The 23,002-nt window shown below is 48.4% G+C and carries 14 protein-coding genes; 5 read left to right on the plus strand and 9 right to left on the minus strand.

All coding sequences use genetic code 11. The features are described from left to right. Complete coding sequence (locus HB364_RS25660; RefSeq protein WP_167291282.1) at positions 1 to 741, plus strand: pirin family protein; 741 nt, start codon at positions 1 to 3, stop codon at positions 739 to 741. 115 nt (positions 742 to 856) lie between these two features. Here the strand turns inward: HB364_RS25660 and dusB are convergent, their stop codons facing one another. The 5 genes from dusB to HB364_RS25685 all read right to left on the minus strand — a co-directional run bounded on the left by dusB (position 857) and on the right by HB364_RS25685 (position 8,901). After that, positions 857 to 1,894 carry a tRNA dihydrouridine synthase DusB gene (gene dusB / locus HB364_RS25665; protein WP_167291283.1) on the minus strand — a complete coding sequence of 346 codons (1,038 nt, stop codon included), beginning with the start codon at positions 1,892 to 1,894 and terminating at the stop codon, positions 857 to 859. 144 nt (positions 1,895 to 2,038) lie between these two features. Continuing rightward, positions 2,039 to 3,247 (minus strand): family 16 glycosylhydrolase, encoded by a 1,209-nt coding sequence (locus HB364_RS25670; RefSeq protein ID WP_167291284.1) that lies wholly within the window; start codon positions 3,245 to 3,247, stop codon positions 2,039 to 2,041. Between the two features lie 121 nt (positions 3,248 to 3,368). Continuing rightward, the gene (locus HB364_RS25675) at positions 3,369 to 4,262 is read right to left on the minus strand and encodes a PKD domain-containing protein (protein WP_167291285.1); all 894 of its coding nucleotides are present in this window, start codon (positions 4,260 to 4,262) and stop codon (positions 3,369 to 3,371) included. A 13-nt stretch (positions 4,263 to 4,275) separates the two neighbouring features. Further along, positions 4,276 to 5,781, minus strand: coding sequence for a RagB/SusD family nutrient uptake outer membrane protein (locus HB364_RS25680; RefSeq protein ID WP_167291286.1), 1,506 nt, complete (start codon positions 5,779 to 5,781; stop codon positions 4,276 to 4,278). A gap of 21 nt (positions 5,782 to 5,802) precedes the next feature. Next, on the minus strand, positions 5,803 to 8,901 hold the full coding sequence (locus HB364_RS25685; RefSeq protein ID WP_167291287.1) for a SusC/RagA family TonB-linked outer membrane protein: 3,099 nt from the start codon (positions 8,899 to 8,901) through the stop codon (positions 5,803 to 5,805). A 238-nt stretch (positions 8,902 to 9,139) separates the two neighbouring features. Between HB364_RS25685 and HB364_RS25690 the strand changes: the two genes are divergently transcribed. The 3 genes from HB364_RS25690 (at position 9,140) to HB364_RS25700 (ending at position 15,229) form a co-directional block, all read left to right on the plus strand. Beyond that, positions 9,140 to 12,058, plus strand: a complete 2,919-nt coding sequence (locus HB364_RS25690; RefSeq protein WP_167291288.1) for a ligand-binding sensor domain-containing protein — start codon at positions 9,140 to 9,142, stop codon at positions 12,056 to 12,058. Between the two features lie 292 nt (positions 12,059 to 12,350). Continuing rightward, positions 12,351 to 13,211 (plus strand): DUF6089 family protein, encoded by an 861-nt coding sequence (locus HB364_RS25695; RefSeq protein ID WP_167291289.1) that lies wholly within the window; start codon positions 12,351 to 12,353, stop codon positions 13,209 to 13,211. A gap of 89 nt (positions 13,212 to 13,300) precedes the next feature. Beyond that, positions 13,301 to 15,229: a menaquinone biosynthesis decarboxylase gene (locus HB364_RS25700; RefSeq protein ID WP_167291290.1), complete on the plus strand. Its 1,929-nt coding sequence runs from the start codon at positions 13,301 to 13,303 to the stop codon at positions 15,227 to 15,229. 1 nt (position 15,230) lies between these two features. Here HB364_RS25700 and HB364_RS25705 read toward each other — a convergent pair whose 3' ends face one another. From HB364_RS25705 to HB364_RS25715, 3 genes are read right to left on the minus strand one after another with little or no spacing between them, the layout of a single operon-like run. Next, a complete protein-coding gene (locus tag HB364_RS25705) occupies positions 15,231 to 17,126 on the minus strand; it encodes a DUF3857 domain-containing transglutaminase family protein (protein WP_167291291.1) in 1,896 nt (631 codons plus the stop codon). 4 nt (positions 17,127 to 17,130) lie between these two features. Next, positions 17,131 to 19,086, minus strand: a complete 1,956-nt coding sequence (locus tag HB364_RS25710; RefSeq protein ID WP_167291292.1) for a DUF3857 domain-containing protein — start codon at positions 19,084 to 19,086, stop codon at positions 17,131 to 17,133. Positions 19,087 to 19,091: 5 nt separating this feature from the next. Beyond that, complete coding sequence (locus HB364_RS25715) at positions 19,092 to 21,026, minus strand: DUF3857 domain-containing protein (RefSeq protein ID WP_167291293.1); 1,935 nt, start codon at positions 21,024 to 21,026, stop codon at positions 19,092 to 19,094. 297 nt (positions 21,027 to 21,323) lie between these two features. On the opposite strand from HB364_RS25715, the gene HB364_RS25720 reads away from it, so the two are divergent. Beyond that, positions 21,324 to 22,277 (plus strand): TraB/GumN family protein, encoded by a 954-nt coding sequence (locus HB364_RS25720; protein ID WP_167291294.1) that lies wholly within the window; start codon positions 21,324 to 21,326, stop codon positions 22,275 to 22,277. Positions 22,278 to 22,426: 149 nt separating this feature from the next. Here HB364_RS25720 and HB364_RS25725 read toward each other — a convergent pair whose 3' ends face one another. Beyond that, on the minus strand, positions 22,427 to 22,843 hold the full coding sequence (locus HB364_RS25725) for a nucleoside-diphosphate kinase (RefSeq protein WP_167291295.1): 417 nt from the start codon (positions 22,841 to 22,843) through the stop codon (positions 22,427 to 22,429). Positions 22,844 to 23,002: the final 159 nt, after the last annotated feature.

Raw genomic sequence — 23,002 nt, forward strand, 5'->3', positions numbered from 1 at the left:
ATGATACCACAATCCAAAGGGAAAATATTCCTGTCCGACGAACGTGGCCATCATGAACTTGATTGGTTCAGGAGCTACCATACGTTCAACTTCGGGCAGTACCAGCATGAACATAAAGGGGCTATGGGTCCGCTCTATGTATTGAATGATGAAACGCTGGCAGGCGGAAAAAGTGTGACATTGATGGCGGAAGAGGATTCCGATATCCTGCTGGTGCCTGTAGTGGGAGCGCTTTCCGTAAAGGACGGTATAGGCAATTCCTGCCTGGTGGATGCAGGACAGTGCTATCTCGCCACTGCACCGGCGGGCACAGCCATTGAACTAAGCAATCCATACGAAGAGGAGCTGATCAATTTTTTGCAGGTATGGTTTAAACGTGGGGAGGCTAATGTCCCTTCCTGCAAACCAGCAGCACAACTGTGTTCTTTTGATCTCTATGCTAATAAGGACAAGCTGGTTGAATTATTTCCCCGGACTGGTTCGTGGGGACACGAACCAATAACATCCAACAAACCGTATGGCAGGCAGTTCATCGGCAAGTTCACCGGCCGGGCGGAAATTACACATACGATCACGTCTCCCTATAATGGCTTATTTGTATTTGTAATAGAAGGCGCATTTGAAGTACAATACAGGATGTTGCATGCAGGCGACGGGCTGGCCTTGTGGGACCTACAGGAAGTGGAGTTCGAGGCCTTGTCCAATGATGCGATCATATTGGTTGTAGAAATGATGGTTTAGTGAAAAGTGAGTGTGTTTGCTTTGATAGAAGAGGCTAGTGGCGAGAGGTGGTTAATTAGTTAGCAAGTTACAGCTAAGGCCCACTTGCCACTAGCCATTTACTACTCGCTACTTATTACAACGCACAATTCTCATGATAGTTCTTCAATATGATCGGTTCCTGCGTCATTTCAAAGCCATCGTACTTCACCAATAGCTCATCCAACACCGCTTCCGCTTCTTCTATCAGGGTGGCTGTAACAAGCCGCTGACGCAGCCCGGCAAAGCGGGGTAATCCTTTAAAATAATACAGGTATTGACGCCGCATGGAATAAATGCCGGCAACAGGGCCTTTCCAGGCTACTGACTTGCGCAGTTGTTTCCTGCTTACCGCAACGCGTTCGGCCAGGGTGGGAGCGGCGTGTAGCTCACCGGTTTGTAAATAATGTTTGATCTCGCGGAAGATCCAGGGATAGCCAATGGCGGCACGGCCGATCATAACGCCATCCACGCCATAGCGGTTCTTATACTCCAGTGCTTTTTGTGGTGTATTAATATCGCCATTACCAAAGATGGGTATATGGATGCGGGGATTGTTCTTCACCTTGGCAATCAGGCTCCAGTCGGCCTCACCCTTATATAGCTGGCAGCGGGTGCGTCCATGAATGGCCAGCGCTTTAATGCCTGCATCCTGTAAGCGTTCCGCTACTTCTTCAATATTCTTATTGTTATCATCCCAGCCCAGTCTTGTTTTCACCGTTACCGGCAGGCGGGTGCTTTTTACACAGGCTTCGGTAAGCCGTACCATTAGGTCTACATCTTTTAACACACCGGCCCCGGCGCCGCGGTTCACAATGCCTTTAATGGGGCATCCGAAATTAATGTCCAGCAGGTCGGGATTGGTCACTTCCACAATGCGGGCGGCCATGGCCATTCTTTCTTCATCGCCGCCGAAGATCTGGATACCTACAGGCCTTTCTTCATCGAAAATGTCCAGCTTACGCCGGGCCTTGATGGCATCCCGGATCAATCCTTCACTGGAAATGAATTCTGTGTACAGGAGGTCGGCGCCATTGTCTTTGCATACCACCCGGAAAGGCGGATCGCTCACGTCTTCCATCGGCGCCAGCAGGAGCGGGAAATCGGGTAGGGTGATATGGTCTATTTTAATCAAAGTGCCTCGATAAAGGCTGCAAAAGTACATATAAAAAGCGAGTGGTAAATGGCGAGTGGCGAGTGGGCCTTTGATGCGATTTGCCAACAAATATGCCCCACTAGCTACTAGCCATTTACCACTAGCCCCTTACTCACAACCCTCTTATTGATAGACTCTTATATAATCTACGATCAACCACTGAGGGAAATAGGTCGTTGCATCCGGGTTGCCCGGCCAGTTGCCACCCACGGCCAGGTTGAAGATCAAAAAGAACTCTTCATTGAAGGGATAGTTATTGGCGCCCAGATCAGCCTTGTTGACGGTAGAAAATACGTTGCCGTCTATCAGCCATTTGAGCTGGTCTTCTTTCCATTCCAGCGAGAATACATGAAACGCATCATTAAAAGTGCCGGAAGGCAGGGTATAATTCCGGTTGATCTGGGTGCTGCCCGGACCGGGGCCATAATGAAGGGTGCCATGTGTTTTATTGGGTTCATGGCCCACTACCTCCATCAGGTCAATTTCACCGCTCTTAGGCCATCCGCCAAACACATTTTTCTCCGGCATCAGCCAAAAGGCAGGCCAGATGCCTTTGCCTTTTGGTAAGATAGCCCGGATATCTATGCGTCCGAATTTGATCGGTTTCTTTCCTTGCGTAAGGATCTTGGAAGAAGTATAATTCTTGCCGTTAAAACTTTCAGGCCTTGCTTCAATGATCAGCTTGCCGTTTTGGAAAAACAGGTTCTCCGGTCTGTCGGTATAATATTCCAGCTCATTATTACCCCAGCCGCACAGGCCCGGACAACCATCGCCATTCTGGTGACCCCAGATGGTGTTGTCAAGCGAAGTGCCATTGAACTCATCACTCCAGGTCAGGGTATAGCCTGCATAGGAAGCAGGGGCGTCATAACCTGCATTGTTGAAACCTACTTTGGTATCATCATTACGGATCGTACCACTGCCCACCAGCTTCTGCAGACTACCATTTACCGGGTTTTGCAGTTGTACCGCAAAATTGTCATCGCCTTCCCGGATATCATCGCCTATGACGGATACAATGATCTTCTTTTGTGTTTCTCCGGCAGGGATCGTGATGGTCTGGTTGCTGACTGTTACATAATCTTCTCCTGCCTTGGCGGTACCACTGGTGATGGAATAGCTGAGGGTGATTTCCTTGGCCGATTTCTTGTCCAGCGTTACCTGGAACTCAAACGCTGTAGAGGCATTGTTGCCCTCAAACAGGGTTACATCATTAATGGAGATAGCAGGGAGCGCACCATTGCCCCCCGGCTCTCCCTTACTCTTACTGCACCCCGTTGAAGAAAACGTAAACGACAGGGAGCAGATAATAATAGAAAGTAGCTGGACCATATAAACCTGTCTTTTATTCATAATGCAATTGTGTGTATAATTAAAGTGTCAGGCTGAGCCATGTCATCCTGAGCTTGTCGAAGGATTGCCGAAGGGCTTCGACAGGCTCAGCCTGACATTCTTATTTCGCTTTGAAGGTGAACTTCCATTGTCCCCAGCCATACTTTTTGTTCAGGACCATTTTGGTAGCTGTCATTTCAATAATATCATAGGTAATAGCGGCTTCAGGTATGCCGGTAGTACCGGTTTCGCCTACTTTATATAAGGCCATATAGGCGCCGGTACCTATCACCTGCAACTTATTACCACTAATTACTTTAAAATTAAAATTACCACCGCCCCAGGGCTGGTATTGGGCAGGTAACTGGCTTACGTTCACACAACCAACCGGGAAACCAATATCGGTGGGCCAGGGATTGCCGCCTTCATCATCTACCCGTATATCGCCTTTCACATCGAGGATGAAAGTACCGTCTTTCTTGAAAGTATACTCATCATTAAAGGCGCAGGGACGGCCAATAACATCACCTTCTCCGCTCGACCACCACTGTCCGCCACCGGGATCACCTACCCATAAAGCGCCACCACCCGGTTGTTCCAGCACCCAGGTCTTGGTGTCACAATTCGTCAGCAGGGCTTTTCTGCCGGCGCAACCATTGGGGTCATCTGCGGCTACGCTTACTGCTACGGTAGTGGAATCTATACCACCGTCGGACATTAGGATAAGCTTTACTGTATAGTCACCTTTCTCAGGATAATAGGCAGTGTCAACCTGCCGGCCTTGCCGGGGGCCGCCACCATCACCGATATTCCAGCGGTAATAGAAGGAGCCCGGCGTAGTAGCTGTAAGCAGGTAGGTATTTACTTTGCCCGTTACAGGGGTTACGGTAAAAGCTGCTTTGGGTTTGGCGCCAATATCGCCAAAGCTTTCTTTGGGGCTGCAGCCCGGCATCAAAACAGGCACCAGTAATAACAGCAGCCAGTAGTGGATATATTGATTGTTCTTGCGTAACATGATTGTTAGTTTTTTATTCATAACCTTTATTTTGTACCAGCACCTTATTGGTTACATCAATCTCCTGCTGGGGAATGGGCAACACTTCATTCTTATTGGGCTTGAACCCTCTTGGTCCCAATACATCGACAGCTTTGTTGGTGCGTACCAGGTCGAAGAAGCGATGCCCTTCAGTAGCCAGTTCCAGGCGGCGCTCTTTATAAATATTATCTAGGGTGGCAGATACGGCAGTCAGTCCTACGCGATGCCGCACCGTATCCAATAAATATTGCGCACGTGCTGCATCACCGCCGCCACGCACCAGCGCTTCTGCTTCCAGCAGGTAAGTATCGGCCAGCCTGATCTCTATTTCATTGATCGGCCAGTTGATCTCTGCAGTGCCTACATTGGAGCGGACCGCTGTTTGTGGTGCATACTTCCGTACAAAATAATCGGTGTTCTGGTAGCGGGCATTGTACTTGGCGCCCTGCGCTTTCATGGCATTGCCATCAATAATGGTATGCGGGAAACGGGGATCGCCGGTCATGGCAGCTACCAGGTCTTCTGTAATGGGACAGAATCCCCAGCCACCGGAATACAATGGACCATTATAATCAGCGGCTCCTACGAACTGAGGCGCTACATTTCCTTCACCACCATTGATCCAGCCCCAGTCGCCCCAGGCAGCGAGGTTGGAGTGGGGGATCTCCAGGATGGACTCAGCATGGAACTTATTGTCCGGGCGGAAAATATCACCAAAGTTGGACAGCAAATGATAGGCTGCTGATGTATTCACTTCTTTCAGCAGGTTCGCGGCTTCTGCCATGCGGGCATTGTTATTCTGATATAAGATCGCTTTGCCCAGGATGGCTGTGGCGGCGCCCCTGGTAAGACGGCCAAACTCACTCACCGATAGTGTAACGGGCAGATCGGGACGGGCCTCTGTAAGGTCCTTTTCAATCTGCGCATAAATGGCGGATGGTTCTGCCTGCTTCTGGCTGTACAGTTCGCTGGTAGGAATAGAGGCGGTAATCAGTGGCACCCTGCCAAAGAAACGTACCAGGTCAAAATAGAAATAGGCGCGCAGGGTCTTGGCTTCTGCAATCACCCGCGATTTAAAACTGGCCGGTAAACCATTCACCTTTTCAATCTTCTCCAATACAAGATTAGCGCGGTATACACCGGTATAACTCTTTTGCCAAAGACCCAGTTGAGGCCCGCGGAAAGGATCGAGCGTAAAATTATCATACGCTACCCAGCTTGGCTGGTCCGATGCATCACTGCCGCCTGCATAGGCATCATCAGAAGCGGCGGAGAGCAGCGGCATCTTCATCGTATAACCGCCGGAGTTGCCCCATTGCATCACGTCATACACCGATACCAGTCCCTGGAAAACCTGTTCCTGGTTCTTGTAAAAATTATCTTCCAGCTCCGTGCCCTTGGGTTCCAGTTCGAGGAAACTTTTGCTGCACGAAGCGCTTGCTATGAACCCGCCGATCAGTACGGGCCACCATTTTATATTGATTCGTTTTGCTTTCATTACTCAGGATTTTTTGTGGAATTAAAAACCAATGTTAATACCTGCCATCAGGGCGCGGGCCTGCGGATAAATACCCCTGTCCGTACCATAGCTGTCACCACCGATCTCAGGATCAAAACCATTGTATTTGGTAAAAGTGAACAGGTTATTGCCGGTGAGGTACACACGCACTCTGGTTAGCCCGGTTTTCCTAATAATGTCCTGTGGCAGTGTATAGCCGATCTGCAATACCTTGATGCGGAAATAAGAACCTTCCTGCAGGTAGAAATCTGAACTGCGGCTGAAATTCTGGTTGGGATCATTGAATACCAACCGGGGGAACTTATTGGAAGTGCCTTCGCCTGTCCAGCGGCTCAGTGCTTCTGTGGTCCAGTTGGCGGTAGGCAGGTCAAAACGGCGCAGCGCCTGGAATACTTCGTTGCCGGCCACGCCTTGTCCAAATACCAGCAGGTCAAATCCTTTCCAACTGGCTTCGGCTGTGAAACCAAAACTTACATCGGGCGTAGGATCGCCAATGATCGTACGGTCATCATTATTAATCTGGCCATCGGCATTATAATCCACAAACCGGATATCGCCGGGCTGTGCATCGGGTTGCAGCAGGCCGCCGTCTTTATTCCGGTAATTCGCTACTTCATCATGGGTCTGGAAAAGCCCATTCGTTTTAAAGCCAAAGAAAGAGCCAATGGCATAGCCTACGGAGGTACGGGTCATCTCCACACCCTGCGGACCAAACTTCTGTCCTTCCAGGAACTTCTTATCTGCTCCGAGGTAAGTCACCTCGTTCTTCAGGTAAGAGACATTGCCACTTACGCGGAAGTTGACATCGCCGATTTTATTATTATAACCCAGTTCCAGCTCCACACCACGGTTCTCCATGTCCGCGATATTGCCGATAGGACCTGTGTTGCCGGCATAACCCGGTACAGAAATGCCCAACAGCATGCCGCTGGTCTTCTTATTGTACACATCAAATGTGAGGTTGAAATTTTTGAACAGCACCGCATCAAAACCGATATTGATCTGCGATGTTTCTTCCCACTTCAGGTCGGGGTTGGAAATGGCATTCGGGCTTACGCCATTGATCAGCACCGGTGTTTGTCCAATGGTATAATTCCTGCCACCGCCCACCGTAGAGAGGTAACGGAAATCACCAATGCGGTCATTACCGGTCACGCCATAAGAGCCCCGTATCTTCAGGAAGCTCACCGCTTCAGTAGCAGGGAAGAATGCTTCACGCGAAGCTACCCAGCCTACGGACACAGAAGGGAACACGCCGTATTTGTTATTGGGGCCAAACTTGGATGATCCGTCACGGCGTACCAGGGCTGTTAACAGGTACTTGCTGTCATAATTATAAATAATACGGCCATATAAAGAAGACAGGGATTCCTGGTACTCACCGCCCCAGAAGAACTGGTTGGTTTGCGGAACCGGGAATGCCAGGGAGGCATCTTTGATATCATTGACTGGGATACCCCGCTTGGTACCACCTTGTGATTTACCGGTGTTCTTTTGGGCGGTGGTACCCACCATGCCGGTAACATCATGTTTGCCGATGGCGCGGTGGTAAGAGAGTTGGTTTTCCCACACCCAGAATACGCCGCGGTTCGATTCACGGGTATAGCCATTGAGCGTAACCTGGTTGGTGGTATTAAGGTAATGTACCGGGGAGAAACTTTCATTGCCCCAGAAAGCGAGGTCGGTACCGATCGTACTGCGGAGCCTTAACCCTTTAATGGGTTCTACTTCGCCAAATACATTGGCCACGATCTTATCCGACCAGTTATTGCCCTGCGCTACTTTTAAAGCAGCTACGGGGTTTAGTATCTCTGAGGTAACAATATTGGAAATACCATAGGGGTTGCCATTTGCATCCCGTACTACAGGATAATCACTGTAGGGGCTTGAGTTGATCAGTGCCGGATCGGTAACGATCAGCGGCGTAATAGGGTCCATATTAATGGCCCGGTTGAGCGGGGTGCCCCATTCGCCATTGGTGCCTACACCTACAGAAGAAATGCGTGTATAACCAATATTGTTGCCAAAGGAGATGGCATTGGTGATCTTATGGGTGGAATTGAAACGGACCGTAAACCGCTTGAAATTGGAGTTGGACGGTGCTACAATACCTTTCTGGTCCAGGTAACCGAAGGACGCATAATAAGTTGATTTGTCAGAACCACCCATCAGGCTCAGGTCATGGTTCTGGATAGGAGCGCCGTCATCAAAAACCTGGCTTTGCCAGTCGGTCCCTTTGCCAAAGGCTGCCGGATCAGCAAAGCGGGGCGCCTGGCCATTGGCCACATACGCTTCATTGAGCAATGTGGCGTATTGGGTGGCATTGAGCAGGCTCAGCTTACGCCATGCTTTTTGCGTACCATAATAACCATTGTAGTTAACGGCTATCTTGCCGCTTTTACCTCTTTTGGTGGTAACCAGGATTACCCCATTGGCCGCGCGGGCGCCATAGATGGCTGCAGAAGCGGCGTCTTTTAATACTTCAATGGATTCAATATCATTCTGGTTCAGGTACTCAATACCGCCGCCGATCTGTACGCCATCTACAATGTACAGCGGATCACTGTTACCGATGGTGGTGGTGCCACGGATGCGCACGGTAGAGCCTGCGCCGGGCTGACCGGAACTGCTGGTGATCGTTAAGCCCGATACCCGCCCTTGCAGCGATTGTTCAATACGCTGTACAGGCATATTCTCCAGGTCGCTCGCCTTTACCCGGGATATGGCGGTGGTAACGGCCCCTTTCCGCTGGGTACCATAACCTACTACCACCACTTCATCCATACTGCCGGACCTTTCTTCCAGCGTAATGACGATGGCGCCGGCGTCACGGACCACGAATTCCTGTGTGGCCATGCCAATATGGGAAATGATCAGGGTGCTACCTGCTTTGGGAAGGGTAATAGAGAACTTGCCCTGCGCATCGGAAGTGGTGGCAGTTTCAGTTCCTTTTACAGTGATGGTAGCGTTGGGTACCGGCAGGCTGGCACTTTTACTGGTTACCGTTCCGGTAACGGAGATGGTTTGTGCATAGACCTTACTAATAAGCAGTGTCTGGAATAGTACTGCAAGGCTTAGCAGTACAACTTTCATTTTCATAAGCAAACAATTTTGGTATGATGGAACAGGCAATAAGGGAAAACATCTACCCGATTACACAAGGGTGTTTACGTAGCTTTCCCCGCTTCCTAAAATTATTAATCAGTACTGCAAGCGCATATTTTGTAACTACATCACTACTACATCATCCCGTTATAAGTCAATAAAAACAGTCTTTTAGGCTACAACAATACTACATCATCAAAAAAATGTTACTTTCACATAGACCAACCTGCTTATGAAGAGATCAAAACGATTGCTGCTGTTACTGATTACAGCGGGCTTCACCTGCTACGGGCAAAACACCATCGGTTTGCCGGAGATCATCAACTATTCTAAACATATTTATGGTGGTGGCACCCAAAACTGGGACATTCAGCAGGATGCAAACGGTATTATGTATTTTGCTAATAATGAAGGTGTGCTCAGTTTTGATGGCACTCACTGGCGTATCTACCCCTTGCCCAATAAAACCATTGTCCGCTCCATCGCCATCGGGAAAGACAAGCGGATCTATGCAGGCGGGCAGGATGAGATCGGCTATTTTTCCCCTGATTCTACCGGCCGCCTCGTCTTCACTTCCCTCAAACACCTGATACCTGATAAGGAGCGCTCCTTTGCCGATGTCTGGGATATCATTCCCTGGGGCAATGATATTTTCTTCCGTTCTGTGCATAAGATCCTGCAACTCACCAATCAAACCATCATTGTGTACCCGGCTGTATCAGAATGGGCCTTTATGGGAGTGCATGATAAACAGTTGGTTGCACAGGACATGAGTCACGGGCTGCTGAAATTCAGCCAGGGTACCTGGCAGCCTTTGATCAGGCAGGAAAACCTGCCGGCCGGATTGTACACCAGTACCCTGATACCCATGGGCAATGACAGCTCCCTGCTGGCTACTTTGAAAGACGGACTGTTTACCTTATCCGGCGGCCGTGTTACGCCCTTTCATTCGCCTGCTTTGGACATAGTGGCCAAAGAGACCGTGTATGGTGGACTGGCCCTGGAACACAATTGGTTTGCCCTGGCTACCAGCCTCGGCGGCTGCTATATTTTTAACCGGAAGGGCGAACTGATACAAAGCTTTTCCCGTAAAGAGGGACTGCAGAATAACAATATCACCAGCATCTTCCGTGACCGGAACAATAACCTTTGGCTGGGACTGGACAATGGGATAGACTTTATTGCCTATGACAATGCCATCAAACATATTTACCCGGAGAACCTGAATGAAGGTTCCGGCTATGCAGCCCTTATTCATAATAACCAGCTCTACCTCGGTACTACCAATGGCGTGTATACAGTGCCTCTTACGGATATGGATGATCTCAGTTTTGTAAAGGGCCGGTTTGCCCCGGTGCCCAATACAAAAGGACAGGTATGGGGCTTATCGGAGATCAACGGGCATGTATTACTGGGGCATCACGATGGTTCCTACCTCATTACTCCTAAGGGCGCCATTCCTGTCAATGCCAAACCGGGCTGGGGTTACTGGACTTACCTGCCGGTCAATAAAGTACTTCCTTCTGCACAGGTATTGGCGGGTACCTACCACGGACTGGAATTGCTGGAATACAGGAATGAGGCGTTTTATGCCGGCAGGACCATTGAAGGCCTGGATGAACCGGCCCGCTTTATCACTTTCGATAACAACAATATTGCCTGGGCTTCGCATCCTTATCGCGGTGTGTACCGGATTGATATGAGTGTGCGGCCTGCTCAGGTGAAACTATATGCCGATAAGGAGGGGCTGCCTTCCTTTATGAATAACCACGTTTACACCGTCAGGAACCAGGTAGTGGTGGCTACGGAAAAAGGCGTGTATACCTACAATGACAAAACCGGCAGGTTTGAAAGTTCGCCCTGGTTCAGTAATATGCTTGGCAATACCAGCATCCGTTATCTGAAAGAAGATACGGATGGCAATATCTGGTTCATTCATGAGAAGCAACTGGGCGTAGTTGATTTTTCTGCCGGAACGCCCCAGCTCGTTTACCTGCCGGAGCTGAACGGGAAAATGGTGAGCGGCTTTGAGCATATCTATACCATCAATAGCCGTAATATTTTTTTGGGGGCCGAGAACGGTTTTTATCATATTAACTATGAGCAATACCGTAAGAATAAATACTTGCTGCAGGCGCATATCAATACGGTTACTTCTACTACGGGGCAAACAGACCGGCTGATCTTTGGCGGTTACTTTGGTGAAGTGAATGATACCAGGGGGCAGGAGAGGGCGGCCATTCCCGCTATTGCCTGGAAATGGAATTCCCTTCATTTTGAATATTCATCTTCCTTATATGGCCAGCAGGCCAATATCGCCTACAGTTATCAGCTCAGGGGATTTGATAATGGCTGGTCCGAATGGTCAAAGAAAACGGAAAAGGATTATACCAACCTGCCACCAGGCTCTTATACCTTTGAAGTGAAGGCCCGTAATAACCTGGGCAATGAATCGCCGGTGAGCAGGTATACGTTCCGGGTATTGCCGCCCTGGTACCAAAGCTGGTGGGCCATGACGTTATATATTTTATTGCTATGTGCGCTGGGCTATAGTCTGTATAAGCGGCAGCAAAAGAAATTCATTCGTCAGCAGCAGCGGCATGAAGAGGAACGGAAGCGGTTGCAATACCTGCACCAGTTGGAAAGGGAGAAGCAGGACAAGGAAATTGTAAAGCTGCGCAATGAAAAGCTGGAGTCGGAAATAGACCATAAAAATAAAGAGCTGGCTTCGTCGGCCATGCACCTGGTGCAAAAAGGGGAGTTGCTCACCAGGATCAAAGAAGAGCTGATGCGTCTGAAAAAAATGCCTGCCAATGGTGATGATGGAGAAGAACTGAAAAAGTTGCTACGCATTCTCAATGAAGAAGATAAAATGGACCAGGGCTGGGAGCAGTTTGCCTTTCATTTCGACCGGGTGCACAGTGATTTCCTGGTGGCGTTGAAGGAACATTATCCGATGCTTACAGCCAATGAGATCAAATTGTGCGCCTACCTGCGCATGAACCTGTCAACCAAAGAAATAGCACAATTAATGAATATTTCTGTCCGGGGTGTGGAGATCAGCCGCTACCGCCTGCGCAAAAAACTACAAATATCTACCGATACTAATTTGTTCCAGTTCCTGATGAATATTAAGTCTGTTAATTCATGATACCGCCCCGGTTCGTGTCCCACGAACCGGCTGTTACCCAACCCTTTTTCCCCGCTATTCGTATCTCCCTTTGAACCGGATAGGGAATGCAGGTGATTTATCCACATCTGTTCATGCCGGGTAAATAGTGTTTCTGGTATTAATAATTGGCTCGAAACTTGCGTTCTCCCTATCATCCAATACCTGCCTCTTACCCTTTACTTTATGTTGATCGCATTCGTAGATCCTAATCCTGCTTGAAAAACAGTCCCAAAGCGAGTTGCTGCTTGAAACCCAAAAATCAATCTTACGTATGCGAAACTACGCCCTGTTGTGCTTATTGTTACCTGTATTCAGTGTTGCCCAGGAATCCAATCGTTTTCACCTCACTTTCTTTGGTGGAGTCGCTAATTACCAGGGTGACCTGCAAGGCAGGACCTTTACTTTTAATCAATCCAATCTTGCTATTGGCGCCGGTCTGAAATATGACCTTACACCGCACTTTGCTATCCGGACAGGCATCAACTATGGAACTGTTGAGGCGGCTGACAACCAGAGTGACCAGGCCGTTCTGCGTGCCCGTAACCTCAGCTTTCAAAGCCGCATTCTGGAAGGGAACCTGTTATTGGAGTACACGCTGTTCAATATGGAAGATAAAAAGATATCTCCCTACTTGTTTGGTGGTGTGGCCTTGTATCATTTCAATCCATATGCCTTCGATTCGTCGGGCAATAAAGTGTTCCTGAAGCCCCTGCATACAGAAGGGCAGGGACTGGTAGCCGGCAGGAAAGAATACAAGCTCACCCAGTTTGCCATTCCTTTTGGTGGAGGTATTAAATTCCGGATCACCAACAATGTGATATTGGGTTATGAGATCGGTCTGCGTAAGCTATTTACCGATCACCTCGATGATGTGAGTACTACTTATGCAGATCCTTTTGTGCTCGCCGGTCAGGACAATATAGGATTGAAAGCCGTGGAAATGTCGTATCGTGGTGGAGAGCTGAAAGATGGCGATCCCGTATATCCTGCTGAAGGCACCATCCGCGGCGGCTCCAAATACAAAGACTGGTATTACTTCCAGGGCCTCACACTAACCATTGGTTTAGGCGGTGGTAATGGCGGCTGGGGTGGAGGCAAGGGCAGTATCGGCTGTCCCAAAAATGTATATTAGAAAAAGTGATATCTCTGATACAAACCGCGGCGCTCTTATGAGCGCCGCTTCCATTTCTCCCGTACCTTTGCACCCGCAAATACAAGCGCATGGCATACAGGCATCAGCAGCATTTTATTGAGACGTTGGAACAGGCGGGCGAACTGGTACGTATTAAAACGTATGTAGATCCCAAATTGGAGATCGCTGAGATCACTGACCGCATCAGTAAGACATCCGGCGGTGGCAAAGCCCTGCTGTTTGAGAATACCGGGTATGATTTCCCGGTGCTGATGAATGCCTATGGCAGTGAGCGTCGCATGTGCCTGGCCCTGGGGGTACAACACCTCGATGATGTGGCCCGCAATATTGAAGACCTCTTCAAACTCCTGTCATCGCCCAAAGAAAGTATACTGGACAAACTGAAACTCCTGCCCAAACTGGGTGAGTTTGCTTCCTGGATGCCCAAGGTAAAGAGCGGACGAGGAGCCTGCCAGGAAGTGATCTGGCAGGGTGAAGCGGCTGATATTAATAAGCTGCCTGTGATCACCTGCTGGCCCAAAGATGGCGGCCCCTTTGTTACTTTACCGATCATTCATACCAAAGACCCTCATACCAAAATCCGCAATGTAGGTATGTACCGCATGCAGGTATTTGGTCCGCAACTCACCGGTATGCACTGGCACCGCCATAAAGTGAGCGCCAAACATTTCAGTGAATATAAGAAGCTCGGCATCAAAATGCCGGTAGCGGTAGCCCTCGGCGGCGATCCGGTGTATGCGTATTCAGCTACCGCTCCTTTGCCGGAGAATGTGGATGAATATATGCTGGCAGGCTTCCTGCGCAAGCGAAAGGTAGAGCTGGTAAAGTGTATTACGCAGCCTTCCATTGAAGTGCCAGCCGATGCCGACTTTGTGATTGAAGGATATGTAGACCCAAATGACGAACTGATCTGGGAAGGGCCTTTTGGCGATCATACCGGTTATTATTCACTGCCCGACTGGTATCCTAAGTTCCATATCACCGCTATTACACACCGCAAAAACCCGGTATATCCTGCTACCATTGTAGGCATTCCCCCGCAAGAGGATGCCTGGCTGGGCAAGGCTACCGAACGCATTTTCCTGGCGCCTATCAAGATGACGATGGTGCCGGAGATTGTGGATATGGATATGCCCGTGGAAGGCGTATTCCACAACCTGGTGATCACGAAGATCAACAAGGAATATCCCGGTCAGGGCCAGAAGGTGATGAATGCGATGTGGGGCGCCGGACAAATGATGTTCAATAAAATACTGGTGCTGGCAGATGGGAAAGTGCCCATCACAGATTATAAAACACTGGCGCAATACGTATTTAAGAACTTGAATCCGGCTACTGATATTTATTTCTCGCAGGGGCCGATGGATGTGCTGGACCATAGCTGCAGCAAACTGGGCTTTGGTGGTAAGATGTGTATTGACGGTACTGCCAAACTGGAAGAAGAAACGGATGAGAGTTTTGTGTTCCGTGTTTCGGGTTCCGGGTTGGATGATAAGCTGGTTACTTCAACATTCCCGGAGATACACAGCCTTAACAGCAGCCTGTTGGCCTACGATATTCCCTGCATTCTCATTTCCGTTCAAAAGAACCGTAAGGGGCATATCCGCGAACTGCATCAGCAGTTATGCCAGTTACCCGCCCTGGAAGGTATAAAGATGGTTCTTTATGTAGAGCATACGGTAGATGCCAATGACCTGCCGGTAGCTTTGTGGCGCTTCTGCAATAACCTGGACCCACGGCGCGACAGCATACCAACAGAACAACCTTCCCAACAAGATCCTGGTAAGAAATGGGCCTGCATGGGATTTGACGGCACCATTAAAACAAAGGCTTTTGATGACTTCCAGCGCGACTGGCCCAATATCATTGTGGCTGCCGATGAAACGATTGAATCAGTAGACAAGAAATGGTCCGCCCTGGGACTGGGCGATTTCATTCCTTCTCCATCCCTGAAGTTCAAAGGGCAGATCTATGGGGAGGAAGCAGTGGTGGAATAACTCACTGCTTCTTGATCACAATCCGTTGTGCATCATCCAGCGCTACATCGTCGAAGAATTTCTTGACAGCAGCATATTCCGCAGCTGGTATTTGCAACTGGTTCAGCATAAGTGAGGTGGCAGAAAATATAGTCTTCTGACCTTCATCATACCAGAATTTTGTTTGATAGCTGGCAAGGCCACATTTGATCTCTTTGCTCTGCGGTAAAGCCTCGATCGCAAAGCCATCGGGCAGCTTGATCATGGTCGTATCTGTTTTTACGTATGGATTCTTGAAATAATAATCCAGTTTCCGCTTATCGGCTTTCGGCAACTTCGTTTCACTCAGTTTGTATTGGCGCGGGCTGAGGAACATCTTATTGCCCGCGATAAACTCAGGTACTTTTTCTATCACCATTTCGAGTTCAGCGAGCATGTTGACCGGGTCTTCCTTCCTGGCGAAAATGAATTCATCAGGCTGCTTGTAGCCCATATAGTTGACGATAAAATCCTTTTGATCATCCTTTTTTTCATTGACCACATAGTCGATCAGCATCTTGAAATAGCCGGTAGTGTTGAACTTACTCACTACTTTACCGGAGCCATCAGGCTGAATAACGATCGTAGTCAGTACATCAAATTTATTGGCAGTAGCAACACTTTTCGGCGTAGGTACCAATACGCCCCCCTCTTCGGTGATCAACAGCGCATTCCTGTTCTCTGTACTGGAGCCCAGCATACCAAAATCGATTACCTTGTTGGTACATTCCAGCCAGATAGTGTCCTTAGGCTGAGGCACACACAGGATCACGTGGTTGAACCTGGCCATAGGGAAATTCGGATCCACAGGCGCCATGTCGTATTGCGAATTGATGAGCGCCCGGTGGCTCCTGACCCCTACAGCTTTAAGCGCTGCATGCATGTAGTTGGTCAAGCCCTTGCAATCACCATATTTCTTCTGGTCGGTAAAAGTAGCGGGCAATGATTTCCATCCGCCAATACCCAACTGTATGCTGACGTACCGAAAATTCTTTTGCAGGTAGTCATAAATGATGCGTGCTTTTTCACGGTCATCTTTTGCATCTTTTACCAGGCTTTTAAGGAATGCCTTGCGGTCTTCGGGAAGTACATCGACGCCTTTGTGTAGCTCGTTGTACCATAAGCCGAGGTTCTTCCAGGTGCTCATGTCGCCTTCGTAATCATCCATCTTGAACCGGTTGGCTGCCAGAAGGATGAGGGGATACCGGTCCGTGGGGCTCACAGCGCCCGGCTCTGTTTGAATAGCCGGCAAATTGTTGACCGACCATACATAGATCTTGTACTTATCGTCTTCCGTTACTTTAGGAGGCAATTTGATCTCCTGCTCTTTATAGCGGAGGTCCAGGCTCTTGGGTACCTTAACGGTAAAGGAGGATTGCTGTACGCCTTCATCCGGTACAATGATGCTGTATGCAGGCATGAAGAGGGAGCCTTTATATTTCTTCTCCACTTCGGTCTCGATGGTAATTGGATAGGAAGGTGCGGGAATCTTTATATAGGCCCTCTTGTCGTCATTGATAAGGTCATCGCTGCCGCCATAGGTCATCAGGTCTTTCTTCTTATACTTGTTGATCTGCTTGCCCGCCGCATCATATACTTTGATCTCTACACTTTCCAGGAAGAAGAACTTATTATCATATTGCTCTGAGAAAAATAATTTGTATTCACCGTCTGCATTCAGGATGGTGTATATTTCGTGCTTTTTTAAATAGCCCCTGTCGATATCCGTGATCTCAAAAAAAGTATTCTCATAACGCTTCACGATATTGGCATTCTTTTTAACCGGCTCAGGTATGGCTGTTACATCCAGGGAGGGTACCTGTGCCTGCAAAAGAAGCGACCATAATACAGGGGCAGTCAACAACAGTATCTTTTTCATAACCTTACTTTTTCTTGAATACGATCTGTTCGTTCAACAGATCGAACATCTTTTTATAAAACTCTTTCAGCTCGCCATATTCATCCACACTATACAGGCTCTTTTTAAATTCGATCCGTATACGGGCCAGTATTTTATTGGTATTGGCATCATGAAAGATCTCCCGTATAAAGATCACCGTTTTATCGGCATTCACCAACTGGAGTGATTTAGGCAACTCATCCGGTGCATATCCTTCCGGTATATCAATATAGGTGCTGAAGTTGACATGCTGCCGGAAACCGAAATTGACATCGCTGAAGCGGTTGGTGGCAATAAAGGGGTTAGACTCATAACCGGAGAACAGGTTCACCGGTACAAAAATATAGTCGCCGGTCACAGTGGCCGGTCCCTTAAACTGCAGGTGCTGGGCCAGGGGCAGGGAATCCTGCTCCACATTTTTTACATCAATACTGTCAACGGTAACAGAAGAGCCCGGTTTGTGAAAGCCACTCAGGTACCGTTCACGGCCGCGTTTCCAGGAACGTAACCGGTCGGTGCGGGCATAATGCGTGCTGTTAACATATACATCGCCGGTTATCACATTCCCGGCGCCGATCTTCAGGGATACGGTCAGGTTCTCCCGGTATTGAAGCGTTTCATCGGTGATATTGATAATGCCGCCTTTCTTCCGGTGTACAATAAAGGCAGTGGTATTCAGGATAGGGAAGGGGACCATTTCCGGTTGCCCAAACTGGTCGGTAGCATCCAGGAAGTATTTTTTATCTCCGATTATCACTACCACATAGGTGGCATTGAACTGGTCTACAAAAGGATATTGGGTCAACACCTTTCCATGGCGTCGTTCACTCACCAGCATGGGATAAGCTTCCAGCCCGCTTTCCGTGAGCAGGTTCAGTAAAATGAGGTTCACATCAGTGATATTGCCGGTTTTCTTGCTCCAGGCTGTTTTCACGCCTTCCATAGTGCTGTAACCATTATAGCCGTTCCAGTTCATATAATTACGTGTATAATTATATACCCGCTTCATTTTTTCCACGGGAGAAGGCAAGGCTTTCATTTGCGTGGTAAACTCTTCCGTGCCGCTGATGTTTTTGCCGATCTGGGCACCGAAATAAGAAGCTGTATTCAGCTCACGCGTTACCTCATCCCAGGAGGTCATATACTTTTGCCGGCCAAATCCACTGTTGTTGAAGGCCGCTAATTGGAAAGTTACCCGTTGCAGGTAATCTTTCCGGGCATCCATATAGGGTTCATCACGCAGACCGGCAATGTCGCGCATTTCAAAGATCGTTTTGCCTTCACTGGGCTTTTTGTCTACTTTCATTTCCAGTTGATCGCTTTTATATACCATGTAGGCAAACTCCGTATTGGGTGGAACGGTCAAGGTATACTTGCTTAGCACTACCGGCAGTTCCTGCTGGAATTGCCAGTCATCCAGGCCACCGTAGTGCTTCATCGTACTGCGGTATTTGTATTCTATGATGCTGCCTGGTTTAACGCCAGGAAAAGTGAATTTCTTCCGGTGAACCAGTTCATTGCTGGACTCCGTAAAAATAGCCTTCCTCTCCAGGTGCTGGATGGTATGATTGCCGGATGCATCAAAGTTGAAGGCCAGTGCTTCAATATCGTCAATCGATTCAAAATCATTCCGTACATAATAGGGGATAGCCACATTGGCATATTCAAGCCCTTTCTCTTTCAGTATTTTGATACGGATATGACGATAGGTGATCAGGTGACGGTCATCATCATAATCCGATACGGCTTCGTCAATCAGTACAATGGCATCGGCTTCCTTGTCGAAGGCGCATACCTTCATGGCCCGCTCTTCATTCGTCAACTGCGCCCAGGTTTCAAATTCCGGTTGTGCCCATACTGTTATACAACCTAATAACGGCAGGATCATCAATGCTGCATGTCGACATAGCCGGTTCATCATACCGCGTGTTGCATTCATGTACGTCAGGATTTAGCTTTTTTACGGATCGCGTATTGCTCATTCAGCAAGGCGAATAACTGCTTATAAAATTCCTTAAAATCCGGGTATTCTTCTGCTGTATAAAAAGGTTTTTTAAATTCCAGCGAAATACGCACCGCCAGCGTGTTCTTTTCCGCATTGATCCGGCGGGTAATGGAAATGCTGGTATCCGGCATGATCATCCGTATACTTTTGGGCAGGGCCTCAAACTCATAGGTCTCCGGTATCGTGATATTGGCTACTACCTGGTAATTCTGGTTGGTGCCAAAGAAAACATCGGAAAACCGGTTGTCTGCCACAAAAGGATTTTTTTCCAGGCCGGTAAACAAGTTAACGGAAAAGTATTTATAATCGCCTGAGCTGTTCACCGGCTGGCTGAACGATGCGTTCTGTATCAGGGGCAGGCTGTCAATATCTTCATTCTCAATGCGCAGGGAATCTATTTTGATACCGGAGCCGGTGGAAGTGAAGTATTCTTCTATGAACTTATCTTTCCCTTTTTTCAGTATGGGCATACAGGTAACGCGGGAATAATCGTAGGCTGTAACGCTGGTCTCGCCTTTCATAAGTCCCTGCTCATCCACATCGGCCCTTACCACCACCGTTTTTTTGAAGTGTGGTTTTTCATCCCACAATACACGCCATCCCCATTCCCAGGTATCTATTTTTTCGATCACCAGCCCTTCTGAATACATGACTTCATAGGGGATCAGGTGGGAAGGGGTGTATTTTTCCGTGGCATCCAGGATATAATTGTTCTCGCCAATCGTTACATAGGCCAGCACTTTGTTGAACTGCTGCCAGTGGGCTACGCCTGTATTTACCCGCCCGTTGCTCCTGGTGCTTACCAGCAGGGGCGATGCTTTCAGGCCGGCATCTTTGAGCAGGTTCACCAGGATGAGGTTGATCTCGCCATTGGTACCCTTCTTATCCTTCCAGGCGCTCTTTACTCCATTCAGCGCCCAGATATTGCCATACCCGTTCCACTCCATGTTCTTCCGCACGTAGTTGTGGATAGTGACCATTTTCTGGTAAGGATCTGTCTGCTTTTTAAGGGCTTCGTCCAGGTCGACAGTGCGGGGTATTTCCCTTTTCAGTTGTATGCCAAAGTCTTCATCTTCCATCAATCCCCGGATGATCTGTGGCCAGGTACGCACAAAGCTGCGCCGGGGTGCGCCGGGAGGATTAACGGCGATCAGTCTTGTTTCGATCCGCTGCAGGTAATCGTCCTCACAGGTGATATAGGGTTCGTCCCGCAAGGCCGGGATGTTCGACATGGTGAGGACCTTGATGTTCCGCCGGCTCTTGTTCTCAGATTTCTGTTGTACCGGCAGCACGCACATAGGCGTGGAAACAAATTCCACTTCTTCGGGAAAGTCTGCCCGGTACCGGCTGTACTTCACCGGGATTGATTTCTGGAAATACCAATTGGTGAGGCCAATATTGGTATGAGTATATTTGTATTCAATGATACTGCCTGCCTTTGCTTCGGGGAAAGTAAATACCTGTTCAGAAAACCTTTTATCAATCGGCTTTTCGTAGATCAGCTTTTTCTCCACCTTCGTGGTAATGATATTGCCGGCTGCATCCAGGTTATACGTCTGGGCAGTAAGGCCCTTGATGTTTTCATCGTTGCGGTAACTATGATATGGAATGTGTATATCGGCGGTTTTTAGCCCCTTATCCTTGAAGATCTTGATCCGTATATGGCGTACCAATTCGATGGATCCCATATTGTCACAATAGGCTTCTGCGGCATCGAACAGCACCATGGCTTCGGCATCTTTGTCAAAATCGCATTCTTTTAACTGGAGATCTGCCTTCTCAACAGTACCAAATGCAGGAATGTCTTTGTCCCGTTGGGCAAAAACCGGCAAGGAAAGCCCTATTACGGCAATCAGGGCAAGCGTTTTTCTCATATTTGGGGTTTAGTTTTTTGAACCTGGGAGGCTCTGCCGGATCTATAGTCTGGCATATAACGCAGGAATTGTCCCGCTATTATTCAGGAACCTTTAACAGGAATAATTATTTAAATATTGGCATATATGAATATGGCTGGTTAGTTTTGCCAATGGAGGTGGTTGGTTGGGAATGGACAGGCAGCATGAATAAGGTACGAAATACCTTTGGTTTTGGAAGGGTTGCATACTAAGGGGTTTATTCGACAGCAATTAACGAAAAAAAATCTTAATAAATATTAAAAATAGCACTTGATCATGTTCGTGAAAACATCTGTTATGGTGATCTGCTGGGTAGCAATGGCCGGTTTAGGGTATTCCCAGACGAAAAAGCCTGCGCCGGTTAAAACAATGGGCGCCAAACCCGCTGCTGCAAAGGCTAAGAGCCCTGTTAAGCCAACGGGGCAGAATACCCTGTTGTGGGAAATTTCAGGCAATGGATTGCAGCAGCCTTCCTACCTGTTTGGCACCATGCATATTTTGTGCGATAAGGATGCCACGCTGAGCCCTAACCTTAAAAAAGCGATCAAAGATGTGCAGGTGATCTATTTTGAGCTGGACATGGACGACCTGGCAGAAATGATGAGCGCCCTGAAATACCTGCGCATGAATGATGGAAAAAAGCTGTCGGACCTGCTGACCCCGGAAGAGTATGCGCGTGTGGAGAACTATTTCAAAACCCATAAAACACCCATGCCCCTCTCTTTTATGAGCCGTTTTAAGCCTTATTTCGTTTCCAGCCTCATCGGAGAGCAGGTAATGACCTGCGAGGACGGACAGAAAAATGGCATGGAACAGCAGATCATGAAGGAAAGCCAGCAGTATGAGAAGGAGATCAAAGGGCTGGAAACACCGGAGTTCCAGGCCGGACTGTTTGATAGCATTCCCTACGACAAACAGGCCAAAGACCTGGTATCCTATATTGACAGTATTGACAGCTATAAGAAGGTAACCCTCGAAATGGTGGATGTATACCGCAAGCAGGACCTGAAACGCATGGATTCCCTGGTAAGCAAAAGCGATCCGGGCCTGGAAAAATATATGGATCTGTTGCTATATGGCCGTAACCGCCGCTGGGTAACTGCCATGCCCGATATCATGGGACCCCGTTCTGCCTTATTTGCTGTGGGGGCCGGTCACCTGACCGGTGAGCAGGGTGTGATCAATCTGCTGAAGAAGAAAGGGTATAAGTTGACGCCGTTGAAGAACTGATAAAAAGGCAAGTGGTGAATGGCGAGTAGCGAGTGGAGGAAGTTATCAGCAAACAATTAAGCATAATAAAAAACAAAATAGCTAGCGGTAAGTGGCCAGGGATATACCCGCAAAAGCCCACTTGCCACTAGCTATTTACCATTTACTTCTTAAAACTGCTCCAGTCCGCTGAAAAAGAAGCTGCCTTCAATAGCGGCATTCTCATCACTGTCACTACCGTGAACAGCGTTTTCACCTACAGAAGTAGCATATAATTTACGGATGGTACCTTCATCTGCCTGGGCAGGATTGGTAGCACCGATCAGTTTGCGGAAAGCAGCCACCGCATTTTCCTTTTCAAGGATAGCGGCAATGATAACGCCACTGCTCATAAAAGTGACCAGTTCGCCATAAAAAGGGCGCTCCTTGTGTACGGCATAGAATTCGCCGGCTTTTTCAGCACTCAGCTTAGTTTGCTTTAAGGCTACGATGCGGAAACCTTCTTTCGTGATCTTGTCCAGGATAGCTCCGGCATGACCATTTTTCATTGCATCGGGCTTAATCATCGTAAACGTGCGGTTACTCATATAGTTTTACTCAATTTTGGCCGCAAATATAGAGAAACGTTTCGGGTTTGGTGTTTGGGGTTCCGGGTTCTTTTGCTTTACCAATCAGTAACCAGTATACCTGAAGCTAAAAAATGCGGCAGCAACCCGAAACCCCAAACCCGAAACTCAAAACTCAAA

Origin of the sequence: Paraflavitalea devenefica, assembly GCF_011759375.1 — a bacterium.
GTDB lineage: Bacteria > Bacteroidota > Bacteroidia > Chitinophagales > Chitinophagaceae > Paraflavitalea > Paraflavitalea devenefica.

Bases quoted from the DNA above. Each gene is read 5' to 3' on its own strand.
- HB364_RS25720 (WP_167291294.1), top strand. From the start codon at position 21,324: ATGTTCGTGAAAACATCTGTTATGGTGATCTGCTGGGTAGCAATGGCC.
- HB364_RS25700 (WP_167291290.1), top strand. From the start codon at position 13,301: ATGGCATACAGGCATCAGCAGCATTTTATTGAGACGTTGGAACAGGCG.
- HB364_RS25710 (WP_167291292.1), bottom strand. From the start codon at position 19,086: ATGAATGCAACACGCGGTATGATGAACCGGCTATGTCGACATGCAGCA.
- HB364_RS25705 (WP_167291291.1), bottom strand. From the start codon at position 17,126: ATGAAAAAGATACTGTTGTTGACTGCCCCTGTATTATGGTCGCTTCTT.
- HB364_RS25675 (WP_167291285.1), bottom strand. From the start codon at position 4,262: ATGTTACGCAAGAACAATCAATATATCCACTACTGGCTGCTGTTATTA.
- HB364_RS25660 (WP_167291282.1), top strand. From the start codon at position 1: ATGATACCACAATCCAAAGGGAAAATATTCCTGTCCGACGAACGTGGC.
- HB364_RS25715 (WP_167291293.1), bottom strand. From the start codon at position 21,026: ATGAGAAAAACGCTTGCCCTGATTGCCGTAATAGGGCTTTCCTTGCCG.
- HB364_RS25695 (WP_167291289.1), top strand. From the start codon at position 12,351: ATGCGAAACTACGCCCTGTTGTGCTTATTGTTACCTGTATTCAGTGTT.
- HB364_RS25690 (WP_167291288.1), top strand. From the start codon at position 9,140: ATGAAGAGATCAAAACGATTGCTGCTGTTACTGATTACAGCGGGCTTC.
- HB364_RS25680 (WP_167291286.1), bottom strand. From the start codon at position 5,781: ATGAAAGCAAAACGAATCAATATAAAATGGTGGCCCGTACTGATCGGC.
- HB364_RS25725 (WP_167291295.1), bottom strand. From the start codon at position 22,843: ATGAGTAACCGCACGTTTACGATGATTAAGCCCGATGCAATGAAAAAT.
- HB364_RS25670 (WP_167291284.1), bottom strand. From the start codon at position 3,247: ATGGTCCAGCTACTTTCTATTATTATCTGCTCCCTGTCGTTTACGTTT.
- HB364_RS25685 (WP_167291287.1), bottom strand. From the start codon at position 8,901: ATGAAAATGAAAGTTGTACTGCTAAGCCTTGCAGTACTATTCCAGACA.